Annotated in this window: 17 protein-coding genes and 1 pseudogene; 6 read left to right on the plus strand and 12 right to left on the minus strand. The window is 16.0% G+C overall.

Annotated features, from left to right (window positions below; genetic code table 11):
- Positions 1-37 precede the first annotated feature (37 nt).
- From AB4W47_RS00490 to ribB, 3 genes and pseudogenes are all read left to right on the plus strand, one after another.
- A complete protein-coding gene (locus AB4W47_RS00490) occupies positions 38-1,204 on the plus strand; it encodes an aminotransferase class V-fold PLP-dependent enzyme (protein WP_367670689.1) in 1,167 nt (388 codons plus the stop codon).
- Between the two features lie 284 nt (positions 1,205-1,488).
- A pseudogene (gene hldE / locus AB4W47_RS00495) lies at positions 1,489-2,916 on the plus strand (bifunctional D-glycero-beta-D-manno-heptose-7-phosphate kinase/D-glycero-beta-D-manno-heptose 1-phosphate adenylyltransferase HldE).
- 156 nt (positions 2,917-3,072) lie between these two features.
- A complete protein-coding gene (gene ribB, locus AB4W47_RS00500) occupies positions 3,073-3,711 on the plus strand; it encodes a 3,4-dihydroxy-2-butanone-4-phosphate synthase (protein WP_367670690.1) in 639 nt (212 codons plus the stop codon).
- A gap of 1,388 nt (positions 3,712-5,099) precedes the next feature.
- On the opposite strand, the gene rplS is transcribed toward ribB, so the two are convergent.
- From rplS to ribD, 8 genes are all read right to left on the minus strand, one after another.
- Positions 5,100-5,444, minus strand: a complete 345-nt coding sequence (gene rplS, locus AB4W47_RS00505; RefSeq protein ID WP_367670691.1) for a 50S ribosomal protein L19 — start codon at positions 5,442-5,444, stop codon at positions 5,100-5,102.
- A gap of 63 nt (positions 5,445-5,507) precedes the next feature.
- Positions 5,508-6,263, minus strand: a complete 756-nt coding sequence (gene trmD, locus AB4W47_RS00510; RefSeq protein WP_367670768.1) for a tRNA (guanosine(37)-N1)-methyltransferase TrmD — start codon at positions 6,261-6,263, stop codon at positions 5,508-5,510.
- A gap of 27 nt (positions 6,264-6,290) precedes the next feature.
- Positions 6,291-6,812, minus strand: coding sequence for a ribosome maturation factor RimM (gene rimM, locus AB4W47_RS00515; protein ID WP_367670692.1), 522 nt, complete (start codon positions 6,810-6,812; stop codon positions 6,291-6,293).
- A 34-nt stretch (positions 6,813-6,846) separates the two neighbouring features.
- Entirely contained in the window at positions 6,847-7,104 is a 258-nt protein-coding gene (gene rpsP, locus AB4W47_RS00520) for a 30S ribosomal protein S16 (protein ID WP_367670693.1), read from the minus strand.
- Positions 7,105-7,239: 135 nt separating this feature from the next.
- Positions 7,240-8,604 (minus strand): signal recognition particle protein, encoded by a 1,365-nt coding sequence (ffh, locus tag AB4W47_RS00525; RefSeq protein ID WP_367670694.1) that lies wholly within the window; start codon positions 8,602-8,604, stop codon positions 7,240-7,242.
- 469 nt (positions 8,605-9,073) lie between these two features.
- On the minus strand, positions 9,074-9,487 hold the full coding sequence (nusB, locus tag AB4W47_RS00530; protein WP_367670695.1) for a transcription antitermination factor NusB: 414 nt from the start codon (positions 9,485-9,487) through the stop codon (positions 9,074-9,076).
- Positions 9,488-9,510: 23 nt separating this feature from the next.
- Positions 9,511-9,981, minus strand: a complete 471-nt coding sequence (gene ribE / locus AB4W47_RS00535) for a 6,7-dimethyl-8-ribityllumazine synthase (protein WP_367670696.1) — start codon at positions 9,979-9,981, stop codon at positions 9,511-9,513.
- Between the two features lie 39 nt (positions 9,982-10,020).
- Positions 10,021-11,151: a bifunctional diaminohydroxyphosphoribosylaminopyrimidine deaminase/5-amino-6-(5-phosphoribosylamino)uracil reductase RibD gene (gene ribD / locus AB4W47_RS00540; protein WP_367670697.1), complete on the minus strand. Its 1,131-nt coding sequence runs from the start codon at positions 11,149-11,151 to the stop codon at positions 10,021-10,023.
- A gap of 858 nt (positions 11,152-12,009) precedes the next feature.
- Here ribD and AB4W47_RS00545 point away from each other — a divergent pair.
- Complete coding sequence (locus tag AB4W47_RS00545; RefSeq protein ID WP_367670698.1) at positions 12,010-12,990, plus strand: hypothetical protein; 981 nt, start codon at positions 12,010-12,012, stop codon at positions 12,988-12,990.
- Positions 12,991-13,004: 14 nt separating this feature from the next.
- Here the strand turns inward: AB4W47_RS00545 and AB4W47_RS00550 are convergent, their stop codons facing one another.
- Complete coding sequence (locus AB4W47_RS00550) at positions 13,005-13,253, minus strand: GrxA family glutaredoxin (RefSeq protein ID WP_367670699.1); 249 nt, start codon at positions 13,251-13,253, stop codon at positions 13,005-13,007.
- Positions 13,254-13,506: 253 nt separating this feature from the next.
- On the opposite strand from AB4W47_RS00550, the gene tkt reads away from it, so the two are divergent.
- Positions 13,507-15,501 (plus strand): transketolase, encoded by a 1,995-nt coding sequence (gene tkt, locus AB4W47_RS00555; protein WP_367670700.1) that lies wholly within the window; start codon positions 13,507-13,509, stop codon positions 15,499-15,501.
- A 99-nt stretch (positions 15,502-15,600) separates the two neighbouring features.
- Here the strand turns inward: tkt and corA are convergent, their stop codons facing one another.
- The 3 genes from corA to AB4W47_RS00570 form a co-directional block, all read right to left on the minus strand.
- The gene (gene corA / locus AB4W47_RS00560) at positions 15,601-16,548 is read right to left on the minus strand and encodes a magnesium/cobalt transporter CorA (protein WP_367670769.1); all 948 of its coding nucleotides are present in this window, start codon (positions 16,546-16,548) and stop codon (positions 15,601-15,603) included.
- Between the two features lie 170 nt (positions 16,549-16,718).
- Positions 16,719-18,872, minus strand: a complete 2,154-nt coding sequence (locus AB4W47_RS00565) for a UvrD-helicase domain-containing protein (protein ID WP_367670701.1) — start codon at positions 18,870-18,872, stop codon at positions 16,719-16,721.
- 101 nt (positions 18,873-18,973) lie between these two features.
- Complete coding sequence (locus tag AB4W47_RS00570; RefSeq protein WP_367670702.1) at positions 18,974-21,832, minus strand: valine--tRNA ligase; 2,859 nt, start codon at positions 21,830-21,832, stop codon at positions 18,974-18,976.
- 407 nt (positions 21,833-22,239) lie between these two features.
- On the opposite strand from AB4W47_RS00570, the gene lptF reads away from it, so the two are divergent.
- Positions 22,240-23,340, plus strand: a complete 1,101-nt coding sequence (gene lptF, locus AB4W47_RS00575) for an LPS export ABC transporter permease LptF (protein ID WP_367670703.1) — start codon at positions 22,240-22,242, stop codon at positions 23,338-23,340.
- Positions 23,341-23,342: the final 2 nt, after the last annotated feature.

Consider the following 23,342-nt stretch of genomic DNA (forward strand, 5'->3'; position numbering starts at 1 on the left):
ATTTAATAAAATTAAATTAACTTAAGAAAAAATTTTTATGAAAATACCTATTTATCTTGATTATGCTTCTACTACTCCTGTTGATCCAAAAGTATCTCAAAAAATGATAAAATATCTTACAATAAATGGTATTTTTGGAAATCCAAATTCTCGTTCACACTCTTATGGTTGGGAAGCAGAAAATGCAATAATTAAAGCTCGTAAACAAATAGCATCACTTATTGGAGCAGATTCTGAAGAAATAATTTTTACTTCTGGTGCAACAGAATCTAATAATATTGCAATTAAAAATACATCTTATTTATTAAAAAAAAGATATAAACATATAATTACTAGTCTTACTGAACATAAATCAGTATTAAATATTTGTGCAAAACTTGAAAAAAAAGGATTTAAAATTACTAGAATTATTCCTGATATTAATAATGGATTAATTAATTTAAAAAAAATTTTAGAATCTATTAGATCAGATACTTTTTTAATTTCTTTAATGCATGCAAATAATGAAATTGGAACAATAAATGATATAAAAAATATTGGAAAATTATGTAAAAATAATAATATCATTTTTCATGTAGATGCATCTCAAAGTGTTGGAAAAATTCCTATAAATTTAAAAAAAATGAATATAGATTTAATGTCTTTTAGTTCTCATAAGTTATATGGACCTAAAGGTATTGGAGGGTTATTTATTAAAAAAAAATCAAAGATTTTTTTAAAAAAAAATATATATCAAAAAAATAATAATAATAATGTACAATTTGGAACATTACCAGTTCATCAAATTGTAGGTATGGGAGAGGCATATAAAATAGCAAAAAAAGAAATGTTTTATGAAATACCAAAATTATATTATTTTAAAAAAAAATTATGGAAAGGATTAAAAAAAATTTCTGGTATAAAAATTAATGGTGATTTTAAAAAAAGTATTCCTAACATTTTAAATATTAGTTTTAATTATATTGATAATATATCATTAATTATGATTTTAAAAAATTTAGCTATTTCAACTGGTTCAGCTTGTTCTTCTGGAAATAAAGAATCATCTTATGTATTAAAATCTATTGGAATTAATGATAATTTAGCAAAAAATACATTAAGATTATCTATAGGAAGATTTACAACTAAAAAAGAAATAAATTATTCTATTAAATATATTAAAGATTCTATAAAAAAATATAATTTTTTTTTTAAAACTTTATAAAAATATTAATTTAAAATTTTATATATTAATTTAAATTAAAATATTTTAATAAAATTTTTAATAAAACTATATAATAAATTTATTATATAATAAACTCATCAATTCATAATTAAAAATTTTATATTAATTTTTAAATTAATTATTTATTAATAAATAAATTATTTATTTTTTAATATTTTTTAATAAAAAACAAATAATTAAATAAAAATGATTTTAATTTTATTAAATTAATATTTTTATAAAAATTTATAAAATTTTTAATTAAAATATATTTAGAGTATGTAATGAAAATTACTTTACCTGATTTTAAAAAAGCAATAGTTTTAACAGTAGGAGATGTTATTTTAGATAAATATTGGTATGGATCTTCTAATCGTTTGTCACCAGAAGCTTCTGTTCCTGTTTTTAAAATAAATAATATAGAAAATCGTCCTGGAGGAGCTGCAAATGTAGCAGTAAATATTGCTTCTTTAGGTAGTTATTCTAGAATTATTGGTTTTATAGGTACTGATAAAGAATCAAAATTACTTAATAATTTACTTATAAAAAATAATGTTATTTCTAATTTATTTTCTATAAAAAATTATTCAACTATTACAAAAACTCGTATTATATCTAATAAAAAACAAATAATTAGATTAGATTTTGAAAAAAAAATTAATAAATTAAATACAAAATCAATATTAAATAATATAAAATTTTTTTTAAAAAAATCTAATATTTTAGTAATTTCTGATTATAATAAAGGAACTTTAAAAGATATTGAAAAAATAATAATATTAGCTCAAAAAAATAATATTCCAATATTAATAGATCCTAAAGGAAAAAATTTTAACAAATATAGTGGAGCTACTATTTTAACTCCTAACATGAAAGAATTTGAATCAGTTGTTGGTTATTGTAAAAATTTAAATGAAATTTTTGAAAAAGGAATGATGCTTTTAAAAAAATATAAAATTTCTTCTCTTTTAATAACTAGATCTGAAAATGGAATGATACTTTTACAAAGTAAAAAAAAACCAATAAATTTTCCAGCACAATCAAAAAAAATACATGATGTTACTGGAGCTGGAGATACAGTTATTAGTGTTCTTGCATCATCTATTGGATCAGGAAAAAATATAGAAGAATCATGTTTTTTAGCAAATATTGCAGCAGGAATAGTAGTAAAAAAATTTGGAACTTCTTCTATTACTCTTTTAGAACTAAAAAAATATATTTAAAATCACATGAATATTAAATTTGGAATTTTAAATCAAAATGATTTAATAATATCTATAAAATTATATAGAAAAAAAAATAAAAAAATAGTTATGACAAATGGTGTTTTTGATATTTTACATCCAGGTCATATTCAATATTTAAATAAAGCAAAAAAAATGGGAGATAAATTAATTATTGCAGTTAATAATGATAAATCTGCACAAAAAATAAAAGGTAATAATAGACCATTTAATAAAATACTTGATAGAATGATTGTGTTATCTGCTTTAAAAGCAGTAGATTGGGTAACATGTTTTAAAGAAAGAACACCAATTTTATTAATTAAAAAAATACTTCCAGATTTATTAGTAAAAGGTAATGATTATAAAATAAATCAAATTTCTGGAGCTAAAGAAGTATTAAAATATGGAGGAAAAGTTAAACTTATTAAATTTGATAAAAGATATTCAACAAGTATTATTATTAATAATATACAAAATAATATATAGATATTTATTTAAAATATTCTAAAAAATATTTTTAAAATATAATTTTATATAAAATAAAATTAAAATGTATTTTTTATATTAATAAAAAATTTTTAAAAAAATTAAAAAAATTTATTTATTAGATTTTTATTTAATAATTAAAAGGAAAAATATATAATGAATGATAGTTTAATATATAAATTTGGATTACCTAAAGAACGTATAGAAAATGCAATTCAAGCATTAAAAAATGGATCTGGAATTTTAGTTATAGATGACGAAGATAGAGAAAATGAAGGAGACATGGTTTTTTGTGCAGAAAATATGACAGTTAAACAAATGGCATTAGCTATTAGACATGGAAGTGGTATTGTTTGCTTATGTTTAACTAATAAAAATAGAAAAAAATTAGGTTTATCAATGATGGTAAAAAATAATACAAGTCATTATAAAACTCCATTTACAGTTAGTATAGAATCAGCTTATGGTGTAACTACAGGAGTATCTGCTAAAGATAGAATAACAACTATTAATTCAGCAATAAAAGATAATGCTAAACCATCAGATCTTAATAGTCCAGGTCATGTATTTCCTTTATGTGCTCATCCTGATGGAATTTTAGGTAGATCTGGACATACAGAAGCTGCAATTGAATTAGTATCTTTATCAGGTATGAAACCATTTAGTGTATTATGTGAAGTAACAAATAATGATGGAAGCATGGCTCGTACACCAGAAATTATTAAATTTTCTAAAAAATATAATATGCCAATAGTTACTATACAAGATTTAATTTTTTATAAAAATAATTTATAAAATTAAATATAATTTATATATAAAATATAAACCTCTTATATAAGAGGTTTTAAAAAAAATAATATTTATATATAATTTTATATTAAATAATAATTATTTAATAATATTTATATATATTATAAATTATATAAATTATTAATATTATTAATAATTAATAATTATTTATAATAATATATAAACAAATGTTTTATTAATAATTTTTTTCTAAATTTTTTATATATTTTAATGTTTTAAAAAATATTAATATTTTTAAAAAATTATTAAAAAAATATTTATTTTATTTAAATTATTATAATATCTAATTTATAATATATTTTTAATATTTATTAAATTTAAAAAAATATATTTTAATATATAAAAATATTAATTAAAAATAATACTTTTTATATTTTTATATAATAAATTTATATCTAATAAAAATTATATTAAACAATATTTATATAAATTTGTTAATTATTTTTTATATTAATTTATAATTCTTATTATAAATAATAAGATATAGTATATTATACTAATATTTATAAAAATTAAATTTTATTTATTAAATTTTTTTAAATTTTTAATAATTATCATATTAATTAAATAAAAATTATTATTTATAATTAATATTTTTATATAATTATTATAAATTTTCTTTAAAATTTTTTTTAAAGTTTTCTTTTTTTTACTATAATAAATTTATTTTTTATAATAGTTGCTTTAAATATTTTTTAAATTTAAATTTTTTATAAATCTTATATTTTTTATTAAAAATATTTATTAATTTATTTTTTTAATAATTAATAAATAACTTAAATTTTTTTTTAAATTTATTATATATATTTATAATATTTTTTTGAAAATAAAATATATTTTTATATAAATTATTATTTTTTAAATTATTTTTATTTATTTATTAAATAATATATTTTTTATATATAAATATTATTAATTTTAATTTTATTAAATTTATAATAAGATTATATTTTATTTAATATATATTAAAAAATATAATATAAAAATATTTAATATAATATACAAATAAAGATTAAATAATAAATTAATTTTTTTTAATAAAATTTTATAATAAGATAATAAAATTAATATATTATATATTACAATAAATTTTTATAAAAAACTTAATATATATAATTATATTTTATTAAACTAAATATAAAATATAATAATATTTTTATATTTTTATATAAAATTTATTTAAAATTTAATTTTAATTTTAATTATTTATAAATTAAATAATTTAATATTTATTAAATTTTTATATATTTAATTAAATTTTAAAAATATTTTTTAATTTTTTAATATTATTTAATTTATTTATTTGTTATTAATTTTTAATATTATTTAAATATTTTAAATAAAAAATTTAATTAATTTATTAATTATGATATTTATAATCTTTCTTTAATTCGTGCAGATTTTCCAGTAAGATTTCTTAAATAATATAATTTAGATTTTCTAACACTTCCATGACGACTTACAATTATTTCATTAATAATTGGAGAATGAGTTTGAAAAACTCTCTCTACTCCAATATTATTAGATATTTTACGAATTGTAAATGAAGAATTTAATCCTCTATTTTTTATAGCAATAACTATTCCTTCAAATAATTGTAATCTTTTTTTATTTCCTTCTACAACCCATACTTTAATTGATAAAGAATCTCCAGATCTAAAATATGGTATATTTTTCTTCATTTGTTTTTTTTCAATATAATCAATAAAATGTTGCATTTTTTTCCTTTTTTTTAAATTTATTAAAAAATATATTTTATTTAATTTTATTTATTAAATTAATTATTTTTCTTTATAAGAAATAAAATATTCATTTTTAAATTCATTTAATAAATTTTTTTGAATATTAGTTAATTTAATTTTTTTTAAAAGATCTGGTCTTTTTATCCAAGTTCTACCTAAAGATTGTTTTAATCTCCAATAATAAATTTTTTTATGATTTCCATTAAGTAAAATATTTGGAACATGAATTTTATTTATTACACGTGGTCTTGTATAACTTGGATAATCTAATAATCCATTTTCAAAAGAATCTTCTACAGAAGATAACTTATGTTGTAATACTCCTGGAATAAATCTAGTAATAGAATCTATAAGAATCATAGCTGCTAATTCACCTCCACTTAATATATAATCTCCTATTGATATTTCTTCATCAATTTCTGATATAATTAATCTTTCATCTATTCCTTCATATCTACCACAAACTAATATTATATTTTTTATATTAATTAATTTTTTTAATTTATTAAAATTTAACTTTTTACCTTGTGGAGTTAAATATATTATTTTTTTATTACCAGATAAAATTTTCTTTCCATAATTAATTGCATTTTGTAATGGTTCCATTTTCATAAGCATTCCTGGACCACCTCCATATGGTCTATCATCTATATTAAAATTTTTAGAATTAGTAAATTTACGAGGATTCCAACAATAAAATTTTAATAATTTATTTTTTATTGCTTTTTTTGTAATTCCAAATTTTGTAATAGCATTAAACATTTCAGGAAATATACTAATTATTCCAATATTAATCATAATATTTATATTTTTTAAAAAAATTTAATAATTTTTTTCCCATTTTACAAAAATTTTTTTTAGTTTTATATTAACTTCTTTAATAACATCTTTTTCAATAAAAGGTATTAATATTTCTTTATTATAAGAAAATTTTTTATTTTTTTTTATTATTAAAATATCATTAGATCCAGTATTAATAATATTAAAAATTTTTCCAAAATTATATCCAGAAGAATTTATTACATTAAAATTTATTAAATCATACCAATAAAAATTATTTTTTTTTAAAATAGGTAATTGATTTTTGCTTATATAAATATAATTATTAGTTAATATACTAGCTTTTTCTCTAGAATTTATATCTTTAATTAAAATAAAAAAATTATTATTTTTAATTTGCCAAAATTTTATTAATAATTCATTCCATTTATTAATTTTTTTAATCCATATTTTTTTAAAATTAAATATATTTTTTTTATTTTCCATAAAAGAAAAAATTTTTATTAATCCTTTTGTTCCATATACTGATCCTATTTTACCTATAATTATAGGTTTATTTATCATATATTTTCTTAAAATATTTTATATATATTTAAAATTAATTTATAAACATATTTTTTTTAAAAATTTTTATTAAACTATTAGTTTTTTTTGATAAAATAGCACCATTTTTAACCCATTTATCAAATAATTTTATATTAAAAAATAATTTTTTATCTTTTATTGATGCAAATGGATTAAAAAATCCTATTTTTTCTATAAATTTTCCATCTCTAGGTCTTCTATTATCTGCTACAATAATTTTATAAAATGGACGTTTTTTTGATCCACCTCTAGATAATCTAATAATAACCATATAATTATAACCTTTTTTTAAAAATTTTTTATACATAAAAAATATTTTTAAAATTAAAAATTTAAAATTATAAAATAATAATAAAAAAAATATATTTATTTACTTTATTTTTTATTTATAAAATTAATATTTTAATTATTTTTTTTTAAAATTAAAAGGAATCATTCCACCAATATTTCTCATAATTTTAATTATGCCTATTTTTTTTATTTTTTTCATAACTCTTTTAGTTTCTTCAAAATTTTTAAGAAACTTATTAACATCTTGTATTTTTAATCCTGATCCATATGCAATTCTTTTTTTTCTAGATCCTTTGATAATATTAGGTTTATTTCTTTCTTCAATTGTCATAGAATTTATTATAGATTCTGCATAAATAATCATTTTATCATCAATTAAAGAAGAATTCATATTTTTATATAAATTTTTAAAATTAGGTATTCTTTTAAAAATTTTTTTTATATTTCCTACATTTTTTATTTGTTTTATTTGATCAAGAAATTCTGTAATAGAAAAATTATTTCCTTTTTTTATTTTATTTTTTAATAATTTTATTTTATTTATATTAATATTTTTTTCTATATCATTAATTAATGATAAAGTATCATTCATATCTAAAATACGTTTAGCTATTTTTTTTGCATTAAAAACTTCTAAACTAGAATAATCTTCACCATAAGAAATAAACTTAATAGGTTTATTTGTAACATATTTCATAGAAAGAGCTGCTCCACCTCTTGCATCTCCATCCATTTTTGTAAGTGTTATTCCTGTTATTTCAATATATTTATTAAATATTTTTGTGCTATTAATAGCATCTTGACCAGTCATTCCATCTACAACTAATAATGTTTCATTTGGTTTAGAAATTTTATAAATATTAGATAATTCTTTCATCATAGAATTATTTGTATGTAATCTTCCAGCAGTATCAATAATTAATACTTCATAAAAATTTTTTTTAGAAAATACAATTGCTTTTTTTATTATATCAATGGGATTTTGTTTATTATTTGATATAAAAAAATCTATATTTGTATTTTTTGATAAAATTTCTAATTGTTTAATAGCTGCTGGTCTATAAATATCTGTAGAAACTACTAAAACTTTTTTTTTTTTATTTTTAACAATAAATTTACTTAATTTGTTAACAAAAGTAGTTTTTCCAACTCCTTGTAAACCTACTACTAATATTATTGATGGAATTTTATGAAATAAATTTAAATTATTTTTACAATCTTCCATTAAATTAATTAATTCATAAAAAACTATTTTAATTAATTCTTGACCTGGAGTAAAACTTTTATTAATTTTTTTTCCTAATGCTTTTTTTTTTATACAAAATATTAAATGTTTTATAACAAAAATTGAAACATCAGCATTTAATAATGCTATTTTTATTTCATGTAATGTATTTTTAATATTTTTTTCTGTTAACCTTCCATAATCTCTTATTTTTTTAAAAGATTTAATTAATTGATTAGATAAAATTTCAAACATTTTAATTTAAACACCTTCAATAAAAAATATTTTTATAGTATTTTATATAATAAAATTTTAATAAATATTAAAATTTTATTATATAAAAAATTTTAATTTTAAAAATTATTTAAAATTTTATTAAATATTTATTTATATAAAAATATATTTTTTATATAAATAAATATTTAAATTTTTATAAAAATTTAATAATATTTTTTTAAAAAAATTAAAATATCAATTAATATAAATATTTTTATTTTAAATAAAAATTTAAATATTAAAATAATAAAATTATATAAAAATATTTATATTTAAAATTTTTTATAATTAAAATAATTTTTATTTTTTTATTAATTTATAAAAATAAAAAAAATTAATAAAAATAAATTAAAAATTTAACATTTTTATAAAAAAAATATAATTTAATATTATTAATAATAATATTATATATAATTTTAAAATTTAATCATTTTTTTAAATAAATTTTTTATTTAAATCTTATTTTTTTACAAACTTTGTCTAATACAGCATTTACAAATTTATAACTTTCAGTTGGACCAAAAGATTTTGTAAGTTTTATTGCTTCATTTATGATAACCTTATATGGTATTTCCTTTTTTTTACAAAGTTCATATAATGCAATACGTAATATTGCAGATTCTATGTATCCTATATTTTCTATAGGACGAGATAAATACGGAATCATAAGTTTATCTAAAAATTTAAAGTTAAAAGCTACTTTTAAATATAATTCACTAAAATAATTAATATCAACATATTTCATATTTTTTTTTTTTAGAAAAAAATTTTCAATAGAATATATATCATTTTTGGATACCTCTAATGCATAAAGAGCTTGTACAGCTTTTTTTCTTGCTTGATGACGAGGAGATAAATTCAATATATTTTTTTCCTTATATAAAATTATATATTTTTTATGTATTTAATAATATTAATAGATTCTAATGCACTTAATGCTGCATCTATTCCTTTATTTCCTAATTTTGTTCCTGAACGTTCTATTGCTTGTTCAATATTATTAGTAGTTAATATTCCAAATATTATAGGTAATGAATTTTTTATTGATATAGAAGATATTTCTGAACTACATGAACTAGAAATAAATTCAAAATGTGATGTATTTCCTTTAATAATAGTAGCTAATGCTATAATAGCATCAAATTTTTTTAAACTTAGAATATTAACAATTAATGGAATTTCATAAGCTCCAGGAACCCATACAATAGTAATATTATCATCTTTAACTTGTCCAACTCTTTTTAAAGTATTTAATGCTCCATCAAGTAAATTATTATTAATAGATTTATTAAATCTTGAAACTACAATTGCTATTTTTGATTTTGGAGATAAAATTTTTCCTTCAATAATTTTCATTATTTATCCTTTATTTTTAAATTTTTTATTTTTATTTAATTATTTTTTATATATTGGTTTTAATTTAAATCTTATATCTTCCCCTATTTTTTTAAAATTAATAATATTAAATTTAGGAGCTTTATTTATATTTAATAATCCTTTTATTTTAAATAATGGATAAGAATCACTACCTAATAATTTAGGTGATTGATATAAAATTAATTCATCTATTATTTTTAATTTTATTAAATTACCAGCAAAATTTGATCCTGATTCTATCCAAACACTATTAATATTTTTAGATCCAAGATATTTAAATAAATATATTATATCAATATAATTAAAATTTTTATTTTTAACATATTTAGGAATTATTATTTGTTTTACATTTCTTAACCATTTATGATTATCTAATAAAAGATGAATTAATAATATTTTTCCATAATTTTTAAAAATTTTATATTTTGGATTTATTCTATTAGAACTATCAATAATAATTCTAATAGGTTGTTTAAAAAAAGAATTTTTATATAATTTTTGAATTTTTAATGGTAAAGAATTTTTTCTTACTGTAAGTAATGGATTATCTTTAATAATTGTTGATGAAGTAGATAAAATTGCATCATTTTTTGCTCTATATAATTGTACATCATTTCTAGATTCTGTAGAAGTAATCCATTTACTTGATCCATTTTTTAATGCAATTCTTCCATCTAAAGATGTTGCTAATTTTAAACTTATCCATGGAAATCCAGTAGTCATTTTTTTTATAAAAAATTTATTTAAATCTTCTGATTCTTCTTTCATTAAACCATATGATACATCTATTCCTATTTTTTTTAAATAATTAAAACTTTTTCCAGATACTTTTGGATTAGGATCTAAAATTGAAAAAACAACTCTAGATATACCAGAAGATACTAAAGCTTGTACACAAGGTGGAGTTTTTCCATAATGAAAACATGGTTCAAGGTTAATATAAGCAGTAGCTCCAATAGATAATTTATTAGACATTTTTAATGCATTTATTTCTGCATGATTTTCTCCAGGATAAAAATGATATCCTTCACCAACAATTTTATTATTATTAACAATAACACATCCTACCATAGGATTAGGTGAAGTAGTAAAACGACCTTTTTTTGCTAACTCTATAGCGCGAGTTAAATAAATTTTATCGTTTTTCATTTTTTTCCTTTAATTTTTTAAAGTTTAAAATATTTTTTTAAATAAATTTTAACTTTTTAACAATTTTTAATAAAATTTTATTAATTATTATTTTATAATATATTTTTTAATTAAAATTATATATAAAATTTTAATAATTATAATTTTATTAAATTTTTATAAAAAATATAAATAAATTTTATAAAAATTAAAGTATTAAGATATATATAATTATAAAATATATAATAATTTTTTAAAAAAAAATAATTTATTATAATTTTTTATTTTTTTATAAATTTTTAATAAATTATTAAAAATATTTATTTTATTTTTTTATTTATTAATAAATTATTTTAAATTAAATTTAATTATTTAAATAATATAATTATAAAATATTTTTTAATTAAAAATAATTATTATAAATTTTATTATAAAATAAATAATTATCATATCATAATTATTTTTACGATTTTTTTTGTATATATAATTTTTAATTAATTTTATATTTTTTAAATATTTTTTTTATTTTAATTAAAATAAAAAAATATAAAAAATTTAAATATTATATTAAAAACAAAAAATTAATATTAATTAATTTTTTTATTAAAAAAAAAATATAAAAAATTTTAATTAAAATTTTATAATATTATATTTTATATATAATTTTATATAATACAAATATTATTATTTTATTTTAAAAGTTTTTAATATAAAAATTATATTTTTTAAATAAAAATATTTAATAATTATTTAATTTTTAATATTTTTTATATAAATAAATTATAAAATTATAAATATTTTTATATAAATTTTTAAAAAAGTTTTATAAATAAATTAATTTAAAAATTAAATATTTAATTCTTATTAAAAGGATAACAAATGTTTTTTAATCATTTTCAAATAAGAATTATTTCTTATTTATTAATAACAATTTTTATGATTTTAATATTTATTTTAAATTTATTTCCTTGTTTTATTTCTGGATTTTTAACATATGAATTTATTATTTTATTTTCTCGTTTTCTTGAACCATTAATTAATAAAAAAATATCTAGATACATTATAATATTTATTATTATTTTAATTTTTTTAATAATTATTATATTATTAATATATAAAATATTTATTTATATTAATTTAATTAAATTTATTAAAATAAAAAATATAGATAATTTTTTATCTTATATATATGAAAAAATTATATATAATATACCTAATATATATTTAAAAGAAGTTTATATTTTAAAAAAATATTTTTTATTTTTAATAAAAAAAAATATATATAATACTAAATATTTTATACAAAATTTTTTTCATATAATATTTAATATATTTATAGGTTTTATTATTGGATTAATAATATCTACTAATATAAATTATAATTCAAATAATTATTTAAAAATACAATGTTTAAAAAGATTAAATAATTTATCTATTGCATTTAAAAATGTTATTATATCTCAAATTAAAATATCTATCATTAATACTTTATTAACATCTATTATTATAATAGTATTTTTTCCAATTTTTGGAATAAATTTAATTTATAAAAATTTTTTAATTTTAATAACTTTTATTTTTGGATTAATACCAATTATTGGAAATATTATTTCTAATATTATTATTATATTTATATCTTTATATACATCTGTTAAAGTAAGTTTTATTATGTTAATTTATTTAATTTTTATTCATAAATTAGAATATTTTTTAAATGTTAAAATAATTGGAAATAAAATTAATTCAAAATCATGGGAACTTTTATTAATTATGATTATTTTTAAAGAAATTTTTGGTTTAAGTGGATTAATAGCAGCTCCTATATATTATTCTTATGTAAAAACAGAATTAAAATTTTAATAAATTTAAAAAATTTATATATTATTTTTTATATATTTTTTAAAATCTTCAAAACCTCCTATATATTTTTTATTAATAAAAATTTGTGGAACAGTATTAATTATTTTACCAATAGTTTTAGATAAATCATTTTTAGATATTTTTTTTTTTTTTATATCAATAAATTTATAACTAAATTTTTTTTCTTTTACTAATTTTTTAGCTAAAATTTTAGCATAAATACAATATGGACATTCATTTTGACCAAAAATTACTATAAACATATTTATATCTCGTATATTAAGTTTTTAAAATTTTTAAATTAAAGTTATTAATTAAATTTATAATATTTTAATTATTTATAATAAAAATATAAATTTATATATAAAATAAAATTTAATTTATTAAATATTAATATAATTTTATAAAAAATTTTTATTAAAAAATTAAAATATAAAATATATATTTATATTATAAATAATTTTATAATTAAAATTATAAATATTTATTTATAACATAAAAATTGGAGAAATATAAATGATTTCTAAAAAAATTCTTGCTGATACTATTAGAATATTAACTATTGATGCTATACAAAAATCTAATTCTGGACATCCAGGAGCCCCTATGGGAATGGCTGATATAGCAGAAGTTTTATGGCGAGATTATATGAATCATAATCCTAATAATCCTAAATGGATTAATAGAGATAGATTTGTTTTATCTAATGGTCATGCATCAATGTTATTATATAGTATATTATATCTTACTGGATATAATATTTCTATAAAAGATATTAAAAAATTTCGTCAATTTAATTCGAAAACTCCTGGACATCCTGAATTTAATAAAAAATTAGGAATAGAAATAACTACTGGTCCATTAGGTCAAGGATTTGCTAATGCTGTAGGATTTGCAATTGCAGAAAAAACATTATCTGCACAATTTAATAAACCAAACTATGAAATAATTAATCATAAAACTTATGTTTTTCTTGGTGATGGATGTATGATGGAAGGAATTTCTCATGAAGCAGCTTCCTTAGCAGGTACATTAAAGCTTGGAAAATTAATAGCATTTTATGATGATAATGGTATATCTATAGACGGTAATGTTAAAGAATGGTTTAATGATAATACAAAAATGCGTTTTGAATCATATGGTTGGCATGTAATATCTAATGTAGATGGACATGATAGTTTATCTATTAGTAAAGCTATTAAAAATTCTATTAAAATATCAAATAAACCTTCATTAATAATATGTAAAACTATAATTGCTTTTGGATCTCCTAATAAATCTAATACTCATGAATCTCATGGATCTCCTTTGGGTAAAGAAGAAATAAAACTTATAAGAAAAAATCTTAATTGGAATTATTCTAAATTTATTATTCCAAATAATATATTACATGCTTGGAATGCATCAAAATGTGGGCAAAATAAAGAAAATTTATGGAAAATAAAATATAAAGAATATAAAAAAATATATCCTAAATTATCAAAAGAATTTAAACGTAGAATTATAGGAGATTTACCAAATAATTGGGAAATTAAAACTAATAAATTTATAAAAAAATTACAAAAAGAATTTTTAAATATTTCTACTAGACATGCTTCACAAAAATCTTTAAACTTTTTTTCTAAAATTTTTCCAGAACTTATTGGAGGTTCAGCAGATTTAACTCCAAGTAATTTAACATTTTCATCAACATCTAAATCTATAGCAAAATTTCCAGAAGGAAATTATATACATTATGGAGTTAGAGAATTTGCTATGACTGCAATTGCTAATGGAATTTCTGCTTATAATGGTTTTATACCATATACATCTACTTTTTTAGTATTTATGGAATATGCTCGTAATGCAGTACGTATGTCATCTTTAATGAAATTAAAACATATTATGATTTATACTCATGATTCTATAGGATTAGGAGAAGATGGTCCTACACATCAACCAATAGAACAAATATCTAGTTTAAGAATTATACCAAATATTGTTACATGGAGACCTTGTGATCAAGTTGAAACAGCCATAGCTTGGAAAGAAGCAATTAAATCTAATAATCCAACAGCTTTAATATTTTCAAGACAAATTACTTCTCATCAAAAAAGATCCAATAACACTTTATTAAATATTTATAAAGGTGGATATATATTAAAAGATTGTAAAAATATTCCAGATATAATTTTTATATCTACAGGATCAGAAGTTGAATTAGCCGTTAAAGCATATAAAATTTTAAAAAATGAAGGATATAATGTTAGAGTTGTATCTTTTCCTTCTACTCAAATTTTTGATATGCAAGATATAAAATATAAAAATTTAGTTCTTCCACCTAATATTAAAAAACGTATTTCTATAGAAGCTGGTTCATCTGATTTTTGGTATAAATATGTAGGATTAGATGGTTATGTTATTGGAATTGATAGATTTGGAAAATCTGCTCCTTTTCAAGAAATTTATGAAGAATTTGGATTAAATTTAAAAAATATTTTATATAAATCATATAAATTATTAAATAAATAAAATTTTTAAAAAAATTTATAAATATTATTTTTTAATAAAAATAATATTTATAAAGAAATTTATTTATTTTTTATATAAATTTTTAAATTTATATAAAAACTATAACCATTTTTTTATTTTAAAATATAAATAAGGTAATAATCCAGTAAAAATCATAAGAATAATAGCAAATGGATATCCTAAAATCCAATTAAGTTCTGGTATAAACTTAAAGTTCATTCCATAACTTGAAGCAATAAGAGTAGGAGGTAAAAATATTACTGAAACTACAGAAAATATTTTAATTATACGACTTTGCTCTATATTTATAAATCCCATAGCTGATTGCATTAAAAAATTAAATTTTTGTAATAAAGATTCATTATGTGATAATAATGATTCAACATCTCTTAATATTTCTTTAGAAAGTTTATGATAAGAAGTTGGTAACTTAGATTTACGAATAATAAATTTAATAGCTCTTTGTGTATCTACTAAACATAATCTAACTTTCCAACTAATATCTTCTAAAACAGATAATTTTGATAATGCTTTATTATAATTTTCTTGTGTATTAGTTCCATTCATAATAAATATACTTAATGATTCTAACGAATTATATAAGTTTTCTATTTTATCAGCAAGTTGTTCTATTTTAATTTCAAATATATTAAGAAATATTTCATATGCATTTCCATCTATTAAAGATTCATTTTTTAATTGATAAATACTGAATGTTGGTAATTCTCTTTCTCTTAAAGTATATAATATATTTTTACTTATTGTAAAAGCAACAGTAGAATTACCAAAATGCACAGAAGAATCTGAATAAAAAAATAATGAATGAATATGCAATCCTTCTGAATCTTCAAAAAATCTTGCAGAAGATTCTATATTTTCTAGTTCAAAACTAGTAGTTAATTTTTGTCCTAATGTAATATTTATTTTTTCTCTTTCTTTATTACTAGGTTTAATAAGATCTATCCATAAAGATTTTTTTAAAAAATCATATTTAATAGAAGTTAATTTTAATAATTTTTTTTTATTTAATTTAAATGCATTAATCATACATTTCATTTTTCCAAAAATTAAAAATAATTTATTTTATAAAAAATTTATTTATAATAAAATTTATATTTTATTTTTAAATAAATTTAATAGTATATATTATATACTAATAAAATATAAATATTTAAAATTTTATAAAAAGTTAATATTATTAAATATTTTATTTTTTTTTAAAAATTTAAAATATTTACATAAGTTGATAAAATCCATTTTATTCCATATTCTTTAAAAGAAATTTTTAAGTATATATTATTTCCACGATTTTCTTTTTGAATTAAAAAACCATTACCAAAAATAGAATGATTAATTTTTGATCCTATTTTAAATTTATTATTTTTTTCATTATTATATATATTTATTTTTTTATTTTTTAAATAAACACATTTTTTATAAGATATATTTATATTTTTTAAATATTTTTTTGGTAATTCATTAATAAATCTAGAGGGTTTTTGGAAATTTTTTTTTCCATATACATTTCTATAAATAGAATAAGTTATTGTTAATTTTTTCATAGCTCTAGTTATTCCAACATAAGCTAATCTTCTTTCTTCTTCTATATTTTCATTTTTATTTATAAAAGTTTCTGAAGGAAAAATTCCCTCTTCCATACCAATAATAAAAACTTCTTTAAATTCTAATCCTTTAGCAGAATGTAAAGTCATTAATTTTATTGAATCTTGAGAATTTTTTTTATCACGATTTATATCATTTAATATGGAATTTGATAAAAATAATTGTATAGGATCTATTTTATCTGAAATATAATTATATTCATAAGTTGAATTAATAAATTCTTTTATGTTATCTATTTTTTCATTTCCAATAATTTCATTTTTTTTATAATAAAAATCCCATAAACCAGAACCTTTAATAATTTTTTTTACTTTAATATGAAGTGGTATATTTAATGTTTTTTTATCTAAATGATTTATTAATTTAATAAAATTATATAATGAAGAAAACGTTTTTTTTAAAATTAATTTTTTTGATAAAATTATTTTACTAGAATCCCAAAATGTTAAATTATATTTATTTGATATTTTTTTAATTAAATTTAATGTATTTTTACCTATACCTCTTGAAGGAGTATTAATTATTCTTTCAAATGCATAATTATCATTTCTATTAACAATTAAACGTAAATAAGCAGATGAATCTTTTATTTCTTTTCTATCAAAAAAACTTATTCCTCCATATATATTATATGATAATTTTTTTTTAAATAAAATTTCTTCTATAATTCTTGATTGCAAATTTTTTCTATAAAGAATTGCAAAATTATTTAAATTTTTTCCAGATTTTTTGCTATTTTTAATAGAATTTGCTACAAATTTAGCTTCTTCTATTTCATTAGATGCACAATATACAGAAATTAATTCTCCATTATTACTATTTGTCCATAATTTTTTTTTAAAACGACTTTTATTATTTGATATTAAATTATTAGCAGCTTGAATAATATAATTTGTTGATCTATAATTTTGTTCTAATCTAATTATTTTTAATTTTGAAAAATCTTTAACAATATTATTTATATTATCTGGTCTAGCTCCTCTCCATCCATATATAGATTGATCGTCATCACCAACAATCATTGTATTAGTATTTTTATTAGATATCATTTTAATCCATGAATATTGAATTGAATTAGTATCTTGAAATTCATCTATTAATAAATATTTAAATTTTTTATGATAATTTTTTAATATATAAGGTTTATTTTTCCATAATTCATAAATACGTAAAATTAATTCAGAAAAATCTATTAATCCAGAAATATTGCAAAATTTTTGATAAGAATTATATATTTTATACCATACATGTTCTGAAGAATTATTAAATAATATATCTTTTGGTCTTATTCCTAAATTTTTTTGTTTATTAATATAATTAATTACATGACGATAAGAATATTTTTTTTCATTAATATTTAAATCGCACATAATTTTTTTTATTAATTTTAATTGTTCTTCTTGACTAATTATTTGAAAATATTTATTTAAATTCGCTTCTTTATAATAAGTTTTTAAAATTCTATAGGATAATCCATGAAATGTTCCTATCCACATTTCTTTTTTATCATATCCTAATAATTTTTTTATTCTATTTTTTATTTCATTAACAGCTTTATTTGTAAATGTTACTGCTATAATAGATTTAGGTGATATTTTTTTTTTTAATAAAAGCCATGCAATTCTATATATTAAAACTCTAGTTTTTCCACTCCCTGCTCCAGCTAATATAAGTATATTTTTAGAAGAAGTTGTTACGGCTTCCTTTTGAGGTTTATTTAAATTTTGAATAAATTTTTTAAAATTCATAATAATATTTTATATAAATTATTTTAATAAAAACTTATTTTTAATAAATACTTAATAAATTAAAAATATTTTTAATATATTTTTTAATTTTTTTTTAAAAATTATAAATTTAATATAATTAATTTATATTTTTTTAATTTTTTTTTTGTAAAAATATATTTTTTTAATTTATATTTTTCTTTTTTAAAAAAATTTTTATTAATTTTTTTAATAAAATGTTTTTCTAAAAATTTATTTTTTATTATAGATATTTTATTATTAATATAATTTATTTCTTTGTTTATACGATTAAGTTCAATATTTTTATTTATTAATTTTTTTATTGGTACAAGTAAATCAGTATTTTTTATTGATTCTAAAATACATGCTGGTTCTATTATATTTTTTTCTAAAAAAATTATTTTTTTTATATTACAAATACATAATATTATATTTATATTATTATTTATAATATCATAAATATCTTTTGTATAATTTTTTACTATTAATTTTATTTTTATTTTAAAAGAAATTTGAATTTTTTTTCTTATTTTACGTATTGAATCTATAATTTTTTGAATATAATAAAAATTTTTTAAAATTTTTTTATTTTTTAATTTATTAGAATATTTTGGATATTTTTCTAAAAAAATATTATTTCCTGTAATGTACATATAAGATTTTATTTTTTTCCATATAAATTCTGTAATAAATGGAATAATAGGATGAGATAATCTTAATAAAGATTCAAAAACATTTAAAAATGTATTATATATACTATTATTTATATATTTTTTTTTATTTTGTTTTAAAATTAATTTACTATATTCTAAATATTTATTACAAAATTTATTCCATATAAAATTATATAAAATATTTGCAGCTAAATCAAATCTATAATTATCAATTTCATTTCTAAAATCTTTTATTAATTTATTATGTTCTATTAATATCCATTTATCTATTAAAGATAATTTATTTATTTTTGAATATTTAAAATTATTTTGATTTTTTAAAATATTTAATATAAATAAACTAGCATTCCAAATTTTATTACAAAAATTTTTATATCCTTCTAATCTATTCATGTCCCATTTAATATCTTTACCTGTACATGCTAAAGTAGTTAAAGTAAATCTTAATGCATCTGTTCCATATTCTTTAATTCCATTAGGAAATTTTTTAATAGTTTGTTGACGTATTTTATTTTCTAATGTAGGTTTCATCATATAATTAGTTCTTTTTAAAATAAGATCTTTTAAAGAAATTCCATCAATCATATCTAAAGGATCTATAACATTTCCTTTAGTTTTTGACATTTTTTCTCCTTTTTCATCACGAATTAAACCTGTAATAAATACATTTTTAAAAGGAATTTGTACTTTTTTTTTATTATTTTTATTTAAATATATACTTAACATAATCATTCTAGATATCCAAAAAAATATAATATCAAATCCACTAACTATAACGTTAGTTGGATAAAAAGAATTAAAATATTTAGATTTTTTTGGCCAACCAAGAGATGCAATAGACCATATTCCAGAAGAAAACCAAGTATCTAATACATCTTCATCTTGTATGAGAATAACATTTTTATTAATTTTATATTTTTTTCTAATTTCTAATTCATTAAATCCCACATATACATTTCCTTTAATATCATTCCATGCTGGTATTCTATGTCCCCACCATAATTGACGAGAAATACACCAATCTTTTATATTATTCATCCATTGAAAATAAATTTTTTTATATTTATTCGGAATAAAATTAATTTTATTATTTTTAACTACTTCAATAGCTAATTTTGATAATGATTTTGTTTTTAAATACCATTGATCACTTAACATGGGTTCAATTATAGAATTACTTCTATCACCATATGGGACCATAATATTACTTTGTATTTTTTTTTCTAATAAATTAATTTCTTTTAATTTTTTAATAATTTTATTTCTTGCTTTAAATCTATTTAATCCAGAAAGAAAATTAGGAATTTTATATTTTAAATTAGAATCTAAAATTCCTTTTGAATTAAACATTTTTGGTATATTTCTAATATTACCATCTATAGTAAATATAGATATCATAGGTAAATTATGTTTTTGACTAATTTCATAATCATTAAAATCATGTGCTGGTGTAATTTTAACACATCCAGTACCTTTATTAATATCTGCATAATTATCTGAAATTATGGGTATTTTTTTATTTATTAATGGAATAATTACTTTTTTTCCTATTAAATTTTTATAACGATTATCATTAGGATTAACTGCTACTGCAACATCACCTAAAATAGTTTCTGGTCTAGTTGTAGCTATTACTAAATAATTTAATTTATCTTTTGTATAAAGATTTTTTTCTAATGGATATTTTAAATACCACATCCATCCTTTTAATTCTTTATTTTCTACTTCTAAATCAGATATTGCAGTTTTTAAACTTATATCCCAATTAACTAATCTTTTTTTTTTATAAATTAAATTTTTTTTATAAAGTTTTATAAATGTTTTTTTAACAGAATAAGAAAAATCTTTATCCATAGTAAATCTTTTTTTATTATAATCTATAGAATTACCTAATCTTTTCATTTGATAATAAATTAATTTACTTGCATATTTTTTCCATTGCCAAATTTTATTAATTAATTCTTCACGATTAAAATCTTTTCTATTTTTATTTTCTTCAGATAAAATTTTTTTTTCTACAATCATTTGTGTTGCAATACCCGCATGATCTAATCCTGATTGCCATAATGTATTTTTTCCTTTCATTCTATTATATCTTATTAAAATATCCATTATAGTATGTTGAAAGGCATGTCCTAAATGTAAACTTCCAGTTATATTTGGAGGAGGCATTATAATACAATAATTTTTTTTATTAATATTATTATTTGGTTTAAAAAAACCATATTTTTTCCATTTTTTATAAATAGAATATTCTATATATTTTGGATTATATTTTTTTTTCATATTATTAAAAAATCACAAAAATAAGTTTATAAATAAATAATTAAATTTTTTAAAAAATTTAATTTATTGTAAACAAAAACTTAATTATTTAAAATATTAATTTTTAATTAATTATATAAATTTTTAAAATATTTTTATATTTTATAAATAATTAATTTTTTATTGAAAGGATATAAAATTTTTCATGAAATGAATAATTTTTATTAAAAGTAATAAATATATTTTTTTATAAAAAAATAATTAAAAAATTTTAAATACTTATTTAATTTAACAAAAATTAATTTAAACCAATAGATATATTCTGTCAAGATAATATTTTTATATATAAAAAATATTAAAATTATATATAATATATTTTTTTTAAAAAAATTAAATATATATTATTTTTAATATAAATAGGTATAATTTTGATTATTATTAAATATTTAGTACGAGAAACATTTAAAAACCAATGTATTATATTTAGCATTCTTTTAGTAATATTTTTTTGTCAAAAATTATTAAAAATTCTTGGTTCAATTGTAGATAATGAAATACCTATTCATATAATTTTTTTTTTATTAAGTTTAAATATTCCAGAAATATCTCAATTAATACTTCCTTTTAGTTTATTACTTGGAATATTAATAACTTTTAATAAATTGTATTCTGAAAATGAAATAATAATTATTTATGCTTGTGGTTTAGGAAAAAAAATTATTGTTTATTCAATTTTAATATTGATTTTTTTTACTACTATATTAGAAATAATTAATTTAGATTTATTATCACCTTTATCAAATTTTTATCAAAATAAAATTTTATTAAATTATAAATTAAATTTTGATATTAATAATTTTATAGGAGGTAGATTTCAATCATTAAAAAATAAAAATTCTGTTTTATTTATTAATAATATAAAAAATAATTGTTTTAAAAATGTTTTTTTTGCTCAAATAAAAAATTATAAAAAAAATTTTCCTTTTATAATTATATCTAAAAATATAAAAATATGTAAAAAATCTAATAATATAAAATTTTTAATATTTTATAATGGTAAATTATATAAAAAATCATCTAAATTTAAAAATTTTTATATTATATATTTTAAAAAATATATTATATTTCTTGATTATAAAAAAATGAATAAAAAAAATAATAATATTAAACAAATGAATTTTTATAATTTATGGAATAATAGTAATAATAATATAAGAATATTAACAGAATTAAATTGGAGAATTACTTTAATATTATCAATTTTAATTATGGGAATGTTAGTTATTCCAGTTTCTTTAAAAGAAAATAATTCTAAAAAAATTATACATAATATAATATTAATATTTTTATACTTTATATTTTTTATAATACAATCATCTTTTTATTCTAATGGTATTAGAAATAAATATAATCCAATTATAAAAATTTGGATTATTAATATAATATATTTTTTAATTATATTAATTTATAACATTTATGGAGTTATTTTTTTTAAAAAAAATATTAAAAATTTTAAAAAAATAAATTAATT

Origin of the sequence: Sodalis-like secondary symbiont of Drepanosiphum platanoidis (assembly GCF_964059955.1) — a bacterium.
In the GTDB taxonomy this organism is placed as follows: domain Bacteria; phylum Pseudomonadota; class Gammaproteobacteria; order Enterobacterales; family Enterobacteriaceae.